Consider the following 15,384-nt stretch of genomic DNA (forward strand, 5'->3'; position numbering starts at 1 on the left):
TCAGGCCACCGACACCGGCCGGAATCCCAGCGTCGCCGAAATCTGCCCGGCGGTCTGCACCAGGTCGTCGAGCCAGTCTTCCTGCAGGCGGTCGGCCGGGGCCGAGATCGACAGGCCCGCCACCAGCTTGCCGCTGTCGTCGTAGATGCCGGCGGCCATGCAGCGCACACCCAGTTCCAACTCCTCGTTGTCGCGTGCATAACCGCGCGCCCGTACCAGGCTCAGCTCGCGCTCGAGCTTCGACAAATCCGTGATCGAATTCTTGTTGTGGCCGGCTAAACCCGTGCGCGTGGCGTAGGCCCGGATCGCCTTGGCTTCGTCCACCGACAGGAACAGCTTGCCGGTGGAAGTGAGGTGCAGCGGCCCGCGTCCGCCGATCGCGCGCACCACCTGCATGCCCGAGCGCTCGGAAAAGGCGCGGTCGATGTAGACGATCTCGTCGCCCTGGCGCACCGACAGGTTAACCGTCTGCTGGGTTTTCTTGTGCAGCGCGCGCATGTAGTCGAGCGCCGCTTCGCGCACCGACAGCCGGCTTTTCACGACATTGCCCAGTTCCAGCAGGCGCATGCCGAGCCGGTAGGTGCCGGGCTCGACGCGGTCGACGAAACGCGTCACGACCATGTCGTTGAGAATGCGGTGGGCGGTGGAAGGATGCAGCCCGGAGACCTTCGACAATTCCTTCAGGCTCACCGGATCGGGATACATCGCCAGCGCGTCGAGCAGGGCGACCATGCGCTCAATCACCTGGATCGATGTCTTGGGCGGTTCAAGGGTTTCGATTTTCATGATGTGGTTGGTGCGGTGCAGTATTGAATCTACTTTATACCATAATGCGAAAAATGGTGACTATTTCCCTAGTGCTAGACATCTAACAACGGAACGCTCCATGGCAGAGGGAGAACAGGCATAATGACATTTCTTCATGTCTTCTTGGAAATATGATGGAACACCAGACCAGCGAATTCAAGAGCAAGAGCGGCTTCAAGCGCATCCTTGCCGCGTCGAGCTATACCGTGCAGGGCCTGTACATGGCCTGGCGCATCGAACACGCCTTCCGCCAGGAAGTACTGGTGTTCGCGCTCGGCGTCATCTTCGCCTTCGTGCTGCCGGTCTCGGGCTTCCAGCGGCTGGTGCTGATCGGCGTACTGCTGCTGGTGCTGATTGTCGAACTCATCAATTCCGCGATCGAGGCCATCGTCGACCGCATCTCGCTCGAGCGCCATCCGCTTTCGAAGAATGCCAAGGACTTCGGAAGCGCCGCGGTCGGGCTCACGGTGCTGCTGGCGGCGCTGACCTGGGGCACGGTGCTCTACAGCCGCTTCATGTGAAGAAACCGCATATGCTTATGCGTTGACAGCGCAGCAAGCTTGCCGAAAATGCCGCAGAATAGCCGGATGGCTTACGGCGGCGTTCATGTTGCTGCCGCGCCTGTTCCGACCAACCTCCTGGAGAAGACCATGACCTTACGCCTCGGCGACACCGCACCCGATTTCGAGCAGGATTCCACCATCGGCCGCATCCGCTTTCACGACTGGGCGGGCGATTCCTGGGTGGTGCTGTTTTCGCATCCGGCCGATTTCACCCCGGTGTGCACGACCGAACTGGGCCTGACGGCCAAGCTCAAACCCGAATTCGACAAGCGCAACGTGAAAGCGATCGCGCTCTCCGTCGACCCGGCCGAGCAGCACAAGAACTGGATCAAGGATATCGAGGAAACCCAGCAGACCGTGGTGGGCTTCCCGATCATCGCCGACGCCGACAAGTCGGTGTCCACCCTGTACGACATGATTCACCCGGAAATGTCGGCCACGGCCACCGTGCGCTCGCTGTTCGTGATCGACCCGAAGAAAAAGATCCGCCTGACCATTACCTACCCGATGAGCACCGGCCGCAATTTCGACGAAGTGCTGCGCGTGATCGACGCGCTGCAGCTGACCGACGCGCATACGGTGGCCACGCCGGGCAACTGGAAGGATGGCGACGACGTCATCATCCCGCTGACCGTGCAGGATCCAGCGGTGATCGCCGAGAAATATCCGAAGGGCTTTACGGCGCCGCGGCCGTACCTGCGCCTGACGCCGCAGCCGAACAAGTAATGACCTGGTGCTCGCCAGGAATCGTAGGGGTGGGCTAGGCCAATGGCCTCGCCCACGGCTTCACCGGGCACCTGTGCCCACGCGGTGATACGCACCAGCTCCGATGTCGTGCACGACGATCTTGCTGTCGCTTATCACCGCGTGGGCTCGAGAGCCCACCCTACATATCGCAACGCGTTTCATATATCGATTTACGGCAAGCCTCACCCCCATTCCCCTCAACGCATAAGCAAATAAGAAACCCGTCGTTTGTCCCACGGCTGACCCGGCTTACTCTTGGGCCATGCTGATGACATACATTACCGCCGGCTTCGGGGTCGGCCTGCTGGTCGGGATGACGGGCGTCGGCGGCGGCTCGCTGATGACGCCGCTCCTGACCCTGCTGTTCGGCGTTTCGCCCACCGTCGCGGTCGGCACCGATCTCGCGTTTGCCTCGATCACCAAGGGCGCAGGCACCATCACCCACCGCTTCAACAACACCGTCAACTGGGCCATCGTGCGCCGCCTGTGCCTGGGTGCGCTGCCGGCCGCCCTGGTCGCCACGCTCGGCCTGCGCCACTTCGGCGCGCTCGACGCCGAGATCGGCCAGCTCATCCGTTATTCGATCGCCGGCTCGGTCATGCTGACCGTCGTCGCGCTGCTGTTCCGCAAGCGCATGCTGGCCTGGGTGCAGGCCAAGCCGCGGCGCCAGCTGCAGGGCAGGCGCCTGGCCACGGCGACCGTCGTCTCGGGCGCCGTCCTGGGCGTGCTGGTCACGATCTCCTCGATCGGCGCCGGCGCCATCGGCGCGACCCTGCTGGTGATGCTGTATCCGAAGCTGACCCCGGCCGAAGTGGCCGGCACCGACATCGCCTACGCTGTGCCCCTGACCGCGATCGCCGCGCTCGGACACTGGTGGCTGGGCTCGATCGACTGGACGCTGCTGGTCACGCTGCTGATCGGCTCGCTGCCTGGCATCACCCTCGGTTCGATGCTGGCGCGCAAGGTGCCGGAACGCTTCCTGCGCGCCTTGCTGGCCCTGACCTTGACCGGCGTCGCTGCCAAACTCATCTACTGATTGAAGCGGGCTCACCAGTAAGCTGCACGACGCTAATAGCAGAATTCATCTATGCAAATGAAGATTCCTTCGTTTGGTTTATGAGCTGTAAGTGAGATTATTACAATCCATTAGAAGAATTTGTAATAAGGACGCTATGCAAACACGTGCGCCTGGCCGGGTCATTCCCGGTTTCGGACTGTCGCTCGGGTTCACGATCTTTTATCTCGCACTGATCGTGCTGATCCCGCTGTCGGCGGTCTTCCTGAAGACCTTTACCATGAGCTGGGAAGCGTTCTGGACGGCCGTCTCCTCCGAACGCGTCGTCGCCTCGTACAAGCTCAGCTTCGGCGCCTCGCTGATCGCAGCCGCCCTGAACGTCGTCTTCGGCGGCATCGTCGCCTGGGTGCTGGTGCGCTACAAGTTTCCCGGCAAGCGTTTTGTGGACGCCCTGGTCGACCTGCCGTTCGCGCTGCCGACCGCGGTGGCCGGCATCACGCTGACCGCCCTGTATTCGAACAACGGCTGGATCGGCAAATACCTCGAACAGTTCGGCATCAAGGTCGCTTTTACGCCACTGGGCGTCGTCGTGGCGCTGACCTTCATCGGCCTGCCTTTCGTCGTGCGTACCGTGCAGCCCGTGCTGGAAGAGGCCGAGCGCGAACTCGAAGAAGCGGCGGCCAGCCTGGGCGCGAGTCCGCTGCAGACTTTCTTCCGCGTGATCCTGCCGTCGATCGTGCCGGCCCTGCTGACCGGCTTCGCGCTGGCCTTTGCGCGCGCCACCGGCGAATACGGTTCGGTCATCTTCATCGCCGGCAACCTGCCGATGGTGTCCGAGATCACGCCGCTCTTCATCATCACCAAACTGGAGCAGTACGACTATGCCGGCGCCACCGCGATCGCGGTCGTGATGCTGATCGTGTCCTTCATCCTGCTCCTGACGATCAACCTGTTGCAGGCCTGGACCCGCAGAAGGGCAGGCAAGAAATGAGCGCAGTCTTGGATAAACCCCTGGTCGCCGCGCCGCGCGCGGTACGCCCCATCAAGACCAATGCCTTCGAGCCGAACTGGGTGCGCTGGACGCTGATCGCCGTCGCGCTCGCCTTCCTGACCCTGTTCCTGTTCGTGCCCCTGGTTGCCGTCTTCACCGAAGCACTGAAGCGCGGCTGGGACACCTATGTCGAATCAATCATGGATCCGGACGCGATCTCGGCCATCAAGCTGACCCTGATCGCCGCCGGCATCTCGGTGCCGCTGAACCTGGTCTTCGGCGTGTCCGCGGCCTGGGCCATCGCCAAGTTCGACTTCAAGGGCAAGAGCGTGCTGCTGACCCTGATCGACCTGCCGTTCTCGGTCTCGCCGGTGATCGCCGGCCTGATCTACGTGCTGCTGTTCGGCGCCCAGGGCTGGTTCGGCGAATGGCTGATGGAGCACGACATCAAGATCCTGTTCGCGGTGCCGGGCATCGTGCTGGCGACCGTGTTCATCACCTTCCCGTTTGTCGCGCGCGAGCTGATTCCGCTGATGCAGCAGCAGGGCACCGAGGAAGAAGAGGCGGCGCTGGTGCTGGGCGCGTCGGGCTGGCAGACCTTCTGGCGCGTGACGCTCCCAAACATCAAATGGGGCCTGCTGTATGGCGTCATCCTGTGCAATGCGCGGGCGATGGGCGAATTCGGCGCGGTGTCGGTGGTGTCGGGCCATATCCGCGGCGAGACCAACACCATGCCGCTGCAGGTTGAAATCCTCTACAACGAATACAACTTCACGGCCGCGTTCGCGATCGCATCCCTGCTGGCGCTGCTCGCGCTGGTGACGCTGGCCATCAAGTCCTTTATCGAATGGCGTCTGCACCAATCCATGCGGGCGGACACCGGCACCACGGAGCGCACAGAATGACGATCGAAGTCCAACACATCCGCAAGCAGTTCGGCCAGTTCACCGCGCTCGACGACGTCTCGCTGCAGTTCCCGGACGGCCAGCTGACCGCTTTGCTCGGCCCTTCGGGCTGCGGCAAGACCACGCTGCTGCGCATCATCGCCGGCCTCGAGCATCCTGACAGCGGCGCGGTGCTGCTCGACGGCCAGGACGCCTCGACCAGCCACGTGCGCGAGCGCCAGGTTGGCTTCGTGTTCCAGCATTACGCGCTCTTCAAGCACATGACGGTGTTCGAAAACGTGGCCTTCGGCCTGCGCGTGCGGCCGCGCAAGGAGCGTCCATCCGAGCAGCAGATCCGCGACAAGGTCAAACAGCTGCTGGAACTGGTGCAGCTCGACTGGATCGCCGACCGCTACCCGCCGCAGCTCTCCGGCGGCCAGCGCCAGCGCATCGCCCTGGCGCGCGCCCTGGCCGTGGAGCCGCGCGTGCTGCTGCTGGACGAACCTTTCGGCGCGCTCGACGCCAAGGTGAGGAAGGAACTGCGCCGCTGGCTGCGCCGCCTGCACGACGACCTGCACGTGACCTCGATCTTCGTGACGCACGATCAGGAAGAAGCGCTGGAAGTGGCGGATCAGGTCGTCGTCATGAACAAGGGCCGCGTCGAGCAGCTCGGCACCCCGGCGAGCGTGTACAACGCGCCGGCATCGCCTTTCGTCTACAGCTTCCTCGGCAACGTCAACCTGTTCCACGGCCGCGTGCACGACGGCGTGCTGGCCAGCGGCGACGCCCTGTTCGACGCGCCGGGTCACGGCGGCGTCCAGAACGCCGACGGCATTGGCTACGTGCGTCCGCACGACCTCGATGTCGAGCGCTACACGCCGGGCCAGGCCGGCATCGTGGTGAAGCTGCGCCGCGCCCACGCGATCGGCCCGCTGGCCCAGCTCGACCTCGAGCGCGCCGACAATGCACAGCTGATCGAAGCCGTGATTCCGAACGAGCGCTTCGCCGGCCTGGGCCTGAAAGAGGGCGAGACCCTGGTCGTGCGGCCGCGCCAGATCCAGGTCTTCGTCGACGAGGGAGGCGGCATATGAACTTCCAGCAGCTGCGTTCGGTGCGCGAAGCGGCGCGCCGCAATTTCAATCTCACCGACGTCGCTGCGGCGCTGTTCACCTCGCAGCCCGGGGTGTCGCGCCAGATCCGCGAACTCGAGGACGAACTCGGCGTCGTCATCTTCGAGCGCAACGGCAAGCGCCTGACCGGGCTCACCGCGCCCGGCAAGGGCATCCTGAAAATCGTCGAACGCCTGCTGGTGGAAGCGGAAAACCTGGCCCAGGCCAGCCAGGAATACTCGGCCCAGGACAGCGGCACGCTGACCATCGCCGTCACCCACACGCAGGCGCGCTACGCGCTGCCGCAGGTGGTGCAGTCCTTCCGTAACGCCTTCCCGAACGTGCGCGTCGCCCTGCAGCAGAGCGCGCCGGAACACATCGCCGAATACGTGCTGTCCGGCCGCGCCGACATCGGCATCGCCACCGAGGGTTTGTCGACCTTTCCCGACCTGGTCTCCTTCCCGTGCTACCGCTGGAGCCACGTGGTGGTGGCGCCCGACGGCCACCCGCTGCTGAGCAAGACGCCGCTGCGCCTGGAAGACCTGGCCGAGTATCCCCTGATTACCTACGACGTCGGCTACACCGGCCGGCGCCACATCGACGACGCCTTCAGCACGGCCGGGCTGGCGCCGGACATGGTGCTGACCGCCATGGATTCGGACGTCATCAAGCAGTATGTCTCGCTGGGGATGGGGGTCGGCATCATCGCCTCGATGGCCTTCGACCACGGCCGCGACCGCGGTCTGCGCGCGATCGAATCCTCGCACCTGTTCGCGCCGAACGTGACGCGCCTGGCAGTGCGGCGCGGGGCCTATCTGCGGGCGTATGCCTACCACTTCATCGAACGCTTCGCGCCGGGGTTTACGCGAGCGGATATCGAGAAGTCGCTACAAGCGGATGAGGCGGTGGGGATTTAACGGGTGTTGGTGCGAGCGCGGCTGACTTGCCGCTAACTATCACCGCGTGGGCGGGTCTCCCGCCCACGCGTTCAACAGGTACTGGCACATCGCGCGATGTTCACTGCCCCGGGTTGGTGATCCGCGCATGAATCGCATCGATCGCCGCGATCACTTCCGCGGACAGCACGATCGATGCCGCATCGATGTTCTCCTTCAGCTGCTCCAGTGTCGTCGCCCCGATGATGGTCGAGCCCACGAACCAGCGCGAATAACACCAGGCCAGCGCCATCTGCGCCGGCGTCATTCCGTTGGCGCGCGCCAGCGCCGCATACTCGGCGGTTGCGGCCAGCACCTCGGGCCGCACGTAGCGCGGGCTCCAGTTCGGCGGGAAGAGCGTCAGGCGACCATGCGCCTTCGGGTTGTCGAGATATTTCGCCGTGAGTTGCCCGAAGGCGAGGGGGCTGTAGGCGAGCAGACTGACATCCGAACGGAAGCAGGTCTCGTCCAGCAGCGAGGTCTCGAAGGCGCGCGCCGTCAGGTTGTATAAATTCTGGATGGTGGCGATGCGCGGCAGGCCGCGCGTCTCGGCCAGCTTCACGTATTCGCACACGCCCCAGCTGCTTTCGTTCGAGACGCCGATCGCGCGGATCTTGCCCGCCTTGACCAGCTCGTCCAGCGCGCCCAGCGTCTCCTCGATCGGCACGCTCGACCGTTCCCGCTTCGGATTGAAACTGTTGGCGCCGAAGATGGGCAGGTTGCGGCTCGGCCAATGGATCTGGTACAGGTCGATGTAGTCGGTCTGCAGGCGCTGCAAACTCGTCTCGACGGCGGCGCGCACGTTGGCCGCGTCGAGGTCGTGCGCCGGGCCGCGGATCCAGCCCATGCTGGCATTCGGGCCGGCGATCTTGGAGGCGATGATGACGTCGTCGCGGCGGCCGCGCTTGTGCAGCCAGCTGCCGATGAAGCGTTCGGTCGCGCCTTGCGTCTCGGCGCGGCCCATGACCGGGTACATCTCGGCCGTATCGATGAAGTTGATGCCGCGCTCGAGCGCATAGTCGAGCTGGCGGTGGGCATCAAGCTCCGTGTTCTGTTCGCCGAAAGTCATGGTGCCGAGGCAGACGGTCGACACCATCAGGTCGCTGCGTCCGAGCTGTTTGCGCTGCATGGCTTCTCCTCAGGCCTTCAATGCGTCGGCGCACTCGCGCACCAGCGAGGGGCCGCGGTAGATCAGGCCGCTGTAGAGCTGCACCAGCTGGGCGCCGGCGGCGATCTTTTCCTGCGCATCCTTCCCCGACAGGATGCCGCCGACGCCGATGATCGGGATCGCGTCGCCCAGTTCCTTCTTCATCGCGCGGATGACAATGTTCGACAGGTCGAACACGGGCGCGCCCGAGACCCCGCCCGTTTCCATGCCGTGGCGATGGCGTTCGACGTCGCGCCGGTTGAGCGTGGTATTGGTGGCGATCACGCCGTCGATCCGGTGGCGCAGCAGGGCGCCGGCGATGTCGTGGATCTGTTCGGCGTCGATGTCGGGGGCGATCTTCAGGGCCAGCGGCACGTAGCGGCCGTAGTCGTCGGCCAGGCGCGTCTGCTCGGCCTTCAGCTGCGACAGCAGGGCGTCGAGTTCCGAGGCGCCCTGCAGCTGGCGCAGGTTCTTGGTATTCGGCGAGGAGATGTTGACCGTGACGTAGCTGGCGTAAGGGTAGACCTTGCGCAGGCATTCCAGGTAGTCGTCGGCGGCGCGTTCGATCGGGGTGTCGGCGTTCTTGCCGATGTTCAGGCCGAGCACGCCCTTCTGTTCCTGGTAGAAGCGCGAGGCCTGGACGTTGGCGACGAAGGCGTCGACGCCGCCGTTGTTGAAGCCCATGCGGTTGATGATGCCGCGCGCGGCCGGCACGCGGAACATGCGCGGCTTCGGGTTGCCCGCCTGCGCGCGCGGGGTGACGGTGCCGATCTCGATCGAGCCGAACCCGAGGGCCGCCAGGCCGTCGATGTACGCCCCATCCTTGTCCAGGCCGGCGGCCAGCCCGACCGGGTTCGGGAAGGTGATGCCCATGACAGTGCGCGGATCCGGCACCGGTTTCTTGAAGATGCCGGTCGCGCCACGCTGGGCCGCGCTGCGCAGGGCCGGCAGGGTGAGGTTGTGGGCGGTTTCCGCGGGCAGCGTGAAGAGCAGGGGACGGGCGAGGGTGTACAGGATTTTGTCGGACATGGAGCGCTCGTAGAGGAATTCGCGCCAATTGTACCGTGCGCCGGGAAGGACTAGCGGTCGAGGATGCCCCAGTGCCCGCCGATGCGCGCCTCCAGCGGCCGGAAGTTGATTTTATAAGCCATCTTCGGGCTCTGCTCGATCCAGTAGCCGAGGTAGACGAAGGGCAGGCCCAGTTCGCGCGCCTGCTCCACCTGCCACATCACGTTGTAGGTGCCGAAGGAGGCGCCGGGCACGTCCGGGTCGAAGAAGGTGTAGACCGAGGACAGACCGTCCGACAGGACGTCGATGATCGACACCATGCGCAGCAGGCCGTCGGGCTCGCGAAACTCCACCAGGCGCGTGTTGACGCGGCTTTGCAGCAGGAACTGGGCGTACTGGTCGCGGCTGTCCTGATCCATGCCGCCGCCGACGTGGCGCGTGGTCTGGTAGCGCAGGTAGAGAGCGTAGTGCTCGTCCGAAAACGACAGGTTGGCGACCATGGCCGTGAGGTCGGCATGGCGCTTCCAGGCGCGGCGCTGGGTGCGATTCGGCGCGAACTCGGCGCAGCGCACGCGCACCGGGATGCAGGCCTGGCAGCCGTCGCAATACGGACGGTAAGTAAAGATGCCGCTGCGGCGGAAGCCGTTCTTCACCAGTTCGGAATACACGTCCGCATTGATCAGGTGCGAAGGCGTGGCGACCTGCGAGCGCGCCTGGCGTGCGTCGAGGTAGCTGCACGGATACGGGGCGGTCGTGTAGAACTGCAGCGTGGAGAAGGGCAGGTCATTAAGGTGCGTCATGCATGACTCTCGGGACGAGGTGTTGGCCCTATTCTAACGAATGCGCAGGCGCGCACGGTTCGCGGCTGGCAAAACCGCCATGGCGGCTTTCCCAGCCGCTCACGGTTCGGCGTTATCAAATCGGTGCGACGGGTTCCCATGTCTGGATCGCCGGTTCCTTGATCGCAGCGCGCAGGTGCTGCAGGAAGACGCTGCGCGAAATCGGCGCCGCGCCCAGCGAGGCCAGGTGTCCTGTTTCCTGCTGGCAGTCGACCATGCGCACGCCCTGCGAGCGCAGGAAGGCAACCAGGTAGGCCAGCGCCACCTTGGAGGCGTCCGACACGCGCGCGAACATCGATTCGCCGTAGAACATGCGGCCGATGCAGACGCCGTAGGCGCCGCCGACCAGTTCGCCGTCCAGCCAGACTTCGGACGAGTGGGCATAGCCGAGCGCGTGCAGGCCGGTGTAGCCGTCGATGATGTCCTCGGAAATCCAGGTGCCCGGCCCGTCCTTGCGGGGCGCGGCGCAGGCGCGCATCACGGCTTCGAAATCGCTGTCGAAGCGCACCTGCCAGCGCCCGCCTTCGGTGCGGCTGCGCTCGACGCGGCGCAGGGTTTTTTTCAGGCTGTCGCTGACCTTGAAGTCGCTCGTATAGAGCACCATGCGCGGATCGGTGCTCCACCAGAGAATGGGCTGGCCTTCCGAGAACCAGGGGAAGATGCCGTTCTGGTAGGCGAGCAGCAGGCGCCGCGGCGAGAGGTCGGCGCCGGCCGCGAGCAGGCCGGGAGCGTCGATGGTCAGCGCTTCGGATACGTCTGGAAACGGCGTATGCGCATCAAGCCAGGGAATCATGCCGCTCTCGGTTCAATCGGGTTCGCGGGGAGCAATCATCGGACGCCGGATGTCATGGCCGTGCACGCCATAGGAACTCGACACGCCCTCGCGCATTTTGACGCGGTCGGCAAAGAACAGTTCCAGCGTCGTGCGAATCGTCGGGAAAGCGAGCTCGTCCCAGGGGATGTCCTGTTCGGCGAACAGTTGCACTTCCAGGCTTTCGATGCCCGGCGCGAAATCGAGGTCGAGCAGGCGCGCGAGATAGAACATGTGCACCTGATGCACGTGGGCGACGTTCAGCAAGGAAAACAGCGGGCCGATCTCGATGTTGGCGCCGGCTTCCTCTTCGGTCTCGCGCACGGCCGCTTCGCTCGTGGTTTCGCCGTTTTCCATGAAGCCGGCCGGCAGCGTCCAGTAGCCATGGCGCGGCTCGATCGCGCGCCGGCACAGCAGCACCTGCAGCCTGCCGTCCCCCTCCCAGACCGGGATCGAGCCGATCACCATTTTCGGGTTCTGGTAATGAATCGTGCCGCACTGCGCGCACACATGGCGCGGCCGGTTGTCGCCTTCGGGAATGCTTAGCGCGACCGCGTGGCCGCACTCGGAACAAAAGTTCATAAAAAATGACGAGAATGAAGTTCCGGCTACTTTACACCCGATTGCTTCGGCTGTGCCGCCACACCGGCTCGGCAGTAGTGTAGTTCGGAAACCATTGCGGCCTTCAATCGGCCATGTCCCTGGCATTGGATTTGCCTAAACGGTCGAAGAGGCGTATAATTCATTTCATCAGACGCGGGGTGGAGCAGTCTGGCAGCTCGTCGGGCTCATAACCCGAAGGTCACAGGTTCAAATCCTGTCCCCGCAACCAGATTCTAAAAGCCGCTGTTTCCTTCGAGGACGCAGCGGCTTTTTCCATTCCAGCCTTCCTGGCGGACTCGACCTGCATCAAGCGGATGTCGAATCCGCCGCACTTGCCGAACCCGGCCTTGTCCAACGAGTAAGCAGGCGCAGCCGTGCGATCGATATGCGTGGCGCGCCCACACGTCCAACGCTTCATTAGCGGCTTTCACGAGCGGATTCACCATGATTACTGTTAAAGACATCAACGATGCCTGGGGCTGGATGGGCTTGCACGCTGTCGAAATATTGGGCGCCAATGCCTTCGGCAACCTGATCCTGCGCGACGCCGACGGCAGCTACTGGCGCCTGCGTCCGCAAGACCTGTGCTGCGAGCCGGTCGCCGACAACCGCGCCGAACTCGACGCGCTCTCGTACAACCAGGATTTTCTCAATGACTGGTACATGCCGGAACTGGTCGACCTGGCCGAGTCCACGCTCGGGCCCCTGACCGACGACCGCACCTACTGCCTGAAAATCCCCAGCGCGCTGGGCGGGCATTACGGCAGCGAGAATCTGGCGACGGTGCCGTTGTCGGAACTGATCCGGTTTTCGGGGGAGGGGGCGCAGCAATTGGATGGGTTGCCGAGGTGGGGGTGAGTTGATGGCTTCGGTTGGCTTCGTCTTGATGCGAGCGGTGCCCACGCGTGAACGCTGCGTCTCGTTACCGCCTATCCCGCCGGCTGACTGAGACTCGCCCACAAATACGCCGCCGCCATCGTCCGGTGCGGCTGATAGCGCGCCAGCCAGGCCTGCGTATGCGCCAAGGTCGGTTTCTCCGCCTCCCCCAGCAGCCGCCCGAGCGCACCGCGTACGGCGACGTCGCCCTCCAGCGAACAGTCGGCATACCCATAGCCGCGCAGCAGGGTGTAGTTGACCGTCCACGGCCCGATGCCCTTGACCGCCAGCAGGCGCGCCGCCGTCTGCGCCGGGTCATCGTCACGCGCCAGCGAAAGTTCGCCATCGGCCGCCATGCGCGCCACGCGCAGCAGGGTCTCGGCCTTGGCGCGCGAGAACTTGCGGCTGGTGAGCGCCTCCAGATCGAGTCGCGCCACATCCGGCGCTTCCGGATAGCACCACAAGCCGCTGCTGTGCGCGCGTCCGGCCTGTTGAATGAAGGTGCGGCGCAGGCTGATCGCGAAAGGCAGGTTGATCTGCTGGCCGATGATGGCCCAGGTCAGTGCCTCGAAGACGCTGGCCGACTGCACGATGGGTAGGCCCGGCTGGCGCGCCACCAGCGGCCCGAAGACGGGATCGCCCTGCACGAAGGCGGCGAAGGGCGCCGGATCGATGCGCAGCGCCAGGATGCTGCGCAGGGCATCCTGCACCAGGCCCAGCGTGACCGCGTCCAGCGCGCCGTCGGCCTCGATCCGGCATTGCGCCGTCTCCTCGCCCAGCCTCACGTCCAGCAGCAGCGGCACGCCGTTCAGCAGCACCGCCTTGCGGATACGCTGGCCGATGACGTGCTCCGCCAGCCCCTCGGCATCGCGGGAATGAAACGACAGGACGTCGGCGCTGCGGTAGCCCGCAGGCAGCGCAACTTCCAGCGCCTCGCTCGTCATGGCTTGCCGGCCGCCACCGCCGGCTTTCCGAAGCGCGGCACGAAGCCCGTGACCAGGGCCGTCCCCACCAGCACGATCGCCGCGCCCGCCAGCGTATGCCAGCCGACCGCCTCGCCCAGGAACAGCGCGCCCCACAGGATGCCGAAGACGGGATTGAGGAACGTCACCGTGAGGGCCGAGGTCGGCCCGACCTCGGCGATCAGGCGGAAATAAATCAGGTAGGCAATGCCGCTGCAGACGACCCCGAGGGCCAGCACGGCCGCCCACACGCCCGGCGTCGGTGTGCCGGGCGAGGGGAAGAAGGGCAGGGCCGGCAGCACGAACAGCGTCGCCGCCCACATCGTGCCGTGGGCATTGGCGAAGGGCTCCACCGACTTGGCCGACTTCGCGTACAGGCTGGCGATGCTGTAGCACACGGCCGCGGCCAGGGCGGCGGCGATCGCCACGCCGGCGCCGGGCAGGCGCGAGACGTCGTCGAAACCGACCAGCAAGGCCACGCCGCTCGTGCCCAGCACCAGGCCGAGACCGCTCTTCAGCGTGATCGGCTGGCGCGCCCAGAGCGCGCCGATCAGCGCGCCCCACATCGGCGCCGTCGCGTTCAGCACCGACAGCACCGAGGCCGTCAGGGTGCGCGCGCCGTAGGCGAACAGCAGGAAGGGCAAGGCAGAATTGAAAAAGCCCAGCATCAGGTAATGCTTCCAGTGCGCGCGCACGTCGAGGCGCTTGCGCAGCACCAGGCCGACGGCGGCCAGGAACAGGGCGGCGAACAGTACCCGGTATTCGATCAGCACGGCCGGCCCGAGCACGGGCGCGCCGATGCGCATGAAGAGGAAGGAGCCGCCCCAGATGGCTGCCAGCAGCAAGAGACGAAGGAAATTGGCTGTGTTCATGGTCGATAGAGAGGGCGGAGGCGCATGGTGGCATGCGCCGCGCAGCCGCGCCTCCTGTTTTTTGCTCGGCTGCTCCCTCGCTCGATGCGCTCGGCGCGCATCAAAGTGCGCAGACGTCGCTCGTGGCCGGCTGCGGCGCGGCCGCGTGCGGCACCAGCATCGCCGCCGGCACGCCGTTTTTAATGGCCGTCATCTCGGCCAGGATCGCAATGCCGATTTCGGACGGCGTCTTGCTGCCGATATAGAGGCCGATCGGGCCGTGCAGGCGGTTCAGTTCGGCGTCGGACAGGTCGAACAGCTTCAGGCGTTCGCGACGGCGCGCATTGTTCAGGCGCGAGCCGATGGCGCCGACATAAAAGGCCTCCGACTTCAGCGCTTCCATCAGGGCCAGGTCGTCGAGCTTCGGATCGTGGGTCAGCGCGACGACGGCGCTGCGCGCGTCGAGCCGGGCTTCGACCATGAGGTCGTCCGGCATGGTGTGCACGAGTTCGACGCCGGGGACATCCCAGTCGGCGCGGTATTCCTCGCGCGGATCGCAGACGATCACGCGGTAATCCATCGCGCCCGCCACCTGGGCCAGGAAGCGCGACAGCGGGCCGGCGCCGATGATGAACAGGCGCCAGCGCGGGCCGTGCACGGTATACAGGGCTTCGCCTTCGACGCGAAGCAGGGCGCCTGCGTCGGCGCGCGCCAGGCTGACGGCGCCGCTGGCCAGATCCAGCCGGCGCTCCAGCAATTCGCCGCCTTCGAGGCGCTGCAGCAGTTCGCGCAGGCCGCTGTGCTGGCCCAGCGGTTCGATGGCGAGCTCGATGGTGCCGCCGCAGGGCAGGCCGAAGCGGTGTGCATCGTCGGCGCTGATGCCGTAGCTGACGATGTGCGGCCGCGCATCCGCCGAAATCCCCTTTGCGCGCACGTTCTCGATCAGGTCGTCCTCGATGCAGCCGCCGGAGACGGAGCCGATGACGCGCCCATCGTCGCGCACGGCGAGCGTGGCCCCGATCGGACGCGGACTCGAGCCCCAGGTCTTGACGACCGTGACCAGCTCGCAGCGGTGGCCGGCATCGAGCCAGGCGGCTGCGGTCTTGAGTACGTCGAGGTCGAGGCTGTCCATGGTGTGCGGCGCGGCTGGTGAGGGGTGTCAATGATACAAAAAAAGCCGGCGAACCGCCGGCGGGGAAACATTGTAGGGTGACGGGTTCCCCGTCCACCTTGGCC

The 15,384-nt window shown here is 65.3% G+C and carries 17 protein-coding genes and 1 tRNA gene; 9 read left to right on the forward strand and 9 right to left on the reverse strand.

Translation table 11 applies throughout. From position 1 onward, the window contains the following. Positions 1-786 carry an IclR family transcriptional regulator gene (locus tag ASF77_RS17040; protein ID WP_056341823.1) on the reverse strand — a complete coding sequence of 262 codons (786 nt, stop codon included), beginning with the start codon at positions 784-786 and terminating at the stop codon, positions 1-3. Between the two features lie 152 nt (positions 787-938). Between ASF77_RS17040 and ASF77_RS17045 the strand changes: the two genes are divergently transcribed. From ASF77_RS17045 to ASF77_RS17075, 7 genes are all read left to right on the forward strand, one after another. Then, on the forward strand, positions 939-1,328 hold the full coding sequence (locus ASF77_RS17045) for a diacylglycerol kinase (protein ID WP_056341825.1): 390 nt from the start codon (positions 939-941) through the stop codon (positions 1,326-1,328). A gap of 129 nt (positions 1,329-1,457) precedes the next feature. Beyond that, a complete protein-coding gene (locus ASF77_RS17050) occupies positions 1,458-2,096 on the forward strand; it encodes a peroxiredoxin (protein WP_056341828.1) in 639 nt (212 codons plus the stop codon). Between the two features lie 283 nt (positions 2,097-2,379). Next, positions 2,380-3,153, forward strand: coding sequence for a sulfite exporter TauE/SafE family protein (locus ASF77_RS17055; RefSeq protein WP_056341831.1), 774 nt, complete (start codon positions 2,380-2,382; stop codon positions 3,151-3,153). A 136-nt stretch (positions 3,154-3,289) separates the two neighbouring features. Then, entirely contained in the window at positions 3,290-4,123 is an 834-nt protein-coding gene (gene cysT, locus ASF77_RS17060; protein ID WP_056341833.1) for a sulfate ABC transporter permease subunit CysT, read from the forward strand. Continuing rightward, entirely contained in the window at positions 4,120-5,028 is a 909-nt protein-coding gene (gene cysW, locus ASF77_RS17065) for a sulfate ABC transporter permease subunit CysW (RefSeq protein ID WP_056341837.1), read from the forward strand. Before cysT ends, cysW begins: the two co-directional genes overlap by 4 nt. Next, positions 5,025-6,098 carry a sulfate/molybdate ABC transporter ATP-binding protein gene (locus ASF77_RS17070; RefSeq protein ID WP_056341839.1) on the forward strand — a complete coding sequence of 358 codons (1,074 nt, stop codon included), beginning with the start codon at positions 5,025-5,027 and terminating at the stop codon, positions 6,096-6,098. The genes cysW and ASF77_RS17070 overlap by 4 nt, the downstream gene beginning before the upstream one ends. After that, the gene (locus ASF77_RS17075) at positions 6,095-7,033 is read left to right on the forward strand and encodes a CysB family HTH-type transcriptional regulator (protein ID WP_056341842.1); all 939 of its coding nucleotides are present in this window, start codon (positions 6,095-6,097) and stop codon (positions 7,031-7,033) included. Before ASF77_RS17070 ends, ASF77_RS17075 begins: the two co-directional genes overlap by 4 nt. A 100-nt stretch (positions 7,034-7,133) precedes the next feature. Here ASF77_RS17075 and ASF77_RS17080 read toward each other — a convergent pair whose 3' ends face one another. The 5 genes from ASF77_RS17080 to ASF77_RS17100 form a co-directional block, all read right to left on the reverse strand. After that, complete coding sequence (locus ASF77_RS17080) at positions 7,134-8,180, reverse strand: aldo/keto reductase (protein WP_056341844.1); 1,047 nt, start codon at positions 8,178-8,180, stop codon at positions 7,134-7,136. 9 nt (positions 8,181-8,189) lie between these two features. Continuing rightward, the gene (locus ASF77_RS17085; protein ID WP_056341847.1) at positions 8,190-9,227 is read right to left on the reverse strand and encodes a quinone-dependent dihydroorotate dehydrogenase; all 1,038 of its coding nucleotides are present in this window, start codon (positions 9,225-9,227) and stop codon (positions 8,190-8,192) included. 50 nt (positions 9,228-9,277) lie between these two features. Further along, a complete protein-coding gene (locus ASF77_RS17090) occupies positions 9,278-10,006 on the reverse strand; it encodes an arginyltransferase (protein ID WP_056341850.1) in 729 nt (242 codons plus the stop codon). Positions 10,007-10,121: 115 nt separating this feature from the next. After that, on the reverse strand, positions 10,122-10,838 hold the full coding sequence (aat, locus tag ASF77_RS17095) for a leucyl/phenylalanyl-tRNA--protein transferase (protein WP_056341853.1): 717 nt from the start codon (positions 10,836-10,838) through the stop codon (positions 10,122-10,124). Between the two features lie 12 nt (positions 10,839-10,850). Next, a complete protein-coding gene (locus ASF77_RS17100; protein WP_056341857.1) occupies positions 10,851-11,438 on the reverse strand; it encodes an NUDIX hydrolase in 588 nt (195 codons plus the stop codon). A 173-nt stretch (positions 11,439-11,611) separates the two neighbouring features. Between ASF77_RS17100 and ASF77_RS17105 the strand changes: the two genes are divergently transcribed. After that, a tRNA-Met gene (locus ASF77_RS17105) sits at positions 11,612-11,688 on the forward strand. 215 nt (positions 11,689-11,903) lie between these two features. After that, positions 11,904-12,317: a T6SS immunity protein Tdi1 domain-containing protein gene (locus ASF77_RS17110; protein WP_056341860.1), complete on the forward strand. Its 414-nt coding sequence runs from the start codon at positions 11,904-11,906 to the stop codon at positions 12,315-12,317. Positions 12,318-12,388: 71 nt separating this feature from the next. Here the strand turns inward: ASF77_RS17110 and ASF77_RS17115 are convergent, their stop codons facing one another. The 3 genes from ASF77_RS17115 to ASF77_RS17125 all read right to left on the reverse strand — a co-directional run bounded on the left by ASF77_RS17115 (position 12,389) and on the right by ASF77_RS17125 (position 15,280). Then, positions 12,389-13,279, reverse strand: a complete 891-nt coding sequence (locus ASF77_RS17115) for a DNA-3-methyladenine glycosylase (protein WP_056341863.1) — start codon at positions 13,277-13,279, stop codon at positions 12,389-12,391. Then, positions 13,276-14,169 carry a DMT family transporter gene (locus ASF77_RS17120; RefSeq protein WP_056341865.1) on the reverse strand — a complete coding sequence of 298 codons (894 nt, stop codon included), beginning with the start codon at positions 14,167-14,169 and terminating at the stop codon, positions 13,276-13,278. The genes ASF77_RS17115 and ASF77_RS17120 overlap by 4 nt, the downstream gene beginning before the upstream one ends. A 100-nt stretch (positions 14,170-14,269) precedes the next feature. Continuing rightward, positions 14,270-15,280: an XdhC family protein gene (locus ASF77_RS17125; protein WP_056341867.1), complete on the reverse strand. Its 1,011-nt coding sequence runs from the start codon at positions 15,278-15,280 to the stop codon at positions 14,270-14,272. Positions 15,281-15,384: the final 104 nt, after the last annotated feature.

This window comes from Massilia sp. Leaf139 (genome assembly GCF_001424165.1).
In the GTDB taxonomy this organism is placed as follows: domain Bacteria; phylum Pseudomonadota; class Gammaproteobacteria; order Burkholderiales; family Burkholderiaceae_D; genus Telluria.

Excerpts from the sequence above, each read along its gene's own strand:
- ASF77_RS17040 (WP_056341823.1), bottom strand. The coding sequence starts at position 786 with ATGAAAATCGAAACCCTTGAACCGCCCAAGACATCGATCCAGGTGATT.
- ASF77_RS17045 (WP_056341825.1), top strand. The coding sequence starts at position 939 with ATGATGGAACACCAGACCAGCGAATTCAAGAGCAAGAGCGGCTTCAAG.
- ASF77_RS17050 (WP_056341828.1), top strand. The coding sequence starts at position 1,458 with ATGACCTTACGCCTCGGCGACACCGCACCCGATTTCGAGCAGGATTCC.
- ASF77_RS17055 (WP_056341831.1), top strand. The coding sequence starts at position 2,380 with ATGCTGATGACATACATTACCGCCGGCTTCGGGGTCGGCCTGCTGGTC.
- cysT (WP_056341833.1), top strand. The coding sequence starts at position 3,290 with ATGCAAACACGTGCGCCTGGCCGGGTCATTCCCGGTTTCGGACTGTCG.
- cysW (WP_056341837.1), top strand. The coding sequence starts at position 4,120 with ATGAGCGCAGTCTTGGATAAACCCCTGGTCGCCGCGCCGCGCGCGGTA.
- ASF77_RS17070 (WP_056341839.1), top strand. The coding sequence starts at position 5,025 with ATGACGATCGAAGTCCAACACATCCGCAAGCAGTTCGGCCAGTTCACC.
- ASF77_RS17075 (WP_056341842.1), top strand. The coding sequence starts at position 6,095 with ATGAACTTCCAGCAGCTGCGTTCGGTGCGCGAAGCGGCGCGCCGCAAT.
- ASF77_RS17080 (WP_056341844.1), bottom strand. The coding sequence starts at position 8,180 with ATGCAGCGCAAACAGCTCGGACGCAGCGACCTGATGGTGTCGACCGTC.
- ASF77_RS17085 (WP_056341847.1), bottom strand. The coding sequence starts at position 9,227 with ATGTCCGACAAAATCCTGTACACCCTCGCCCGTCCCCTGCTCTTCACG.
- ASF77_RS17090 (WP_056341850.1), bottom strand. The coding sequence starts at position 10,006 with ATGACGCACCTTAATGACCTGCCCTTCTCCACGCTGCAGTTCTACACG.
- aat (WP_056341853.1), bottom strand. The coding sequence starts at position 10,838 with ATGATTCCCTGGCTTGATGCGCATACGCCGTTTCCAGACGTATCCGAA.
- ASF77_RS17100 (WP_056341857.1), bottom strand. The coding sequence starts at position 11,438 with ATGAACTTTTGTTCCGAGTGCGGCCACGCGGTCGCGCTAAGCATTCCC.
- ASF77_RS17110 (WP_056341860.1), top strand. The coding sequence starts at position 11,904 with ATGATTACTGTTAAAGACATCAACGATGCCTGGGGCTGGATGGGCTTG.
- ASF77_RS17115 (WP_056341863.1), bottom strand. The coding sequence starts at position 13,279 with ATGACGAGCGAGGCGCTGGAAGTTGCGCTGCCTGCGGGCTACCGCAGC.
- ASF77_RS17120 (WP_056341865.1), bottom strand. The coding sequence starts at position 14,169 with ATGAACACAGCCAATTTCCTTCGTCTCTTGCTGCTGGCAGCCATCTGG.
- ASF77_RS17125 (WP_056341867.1), bottom strand. The coding sequence starts at position 15,280 with ATGGACAGCCTCGACCTCGACGTACTCAAGACCGCAGCCGCCTGGCTC.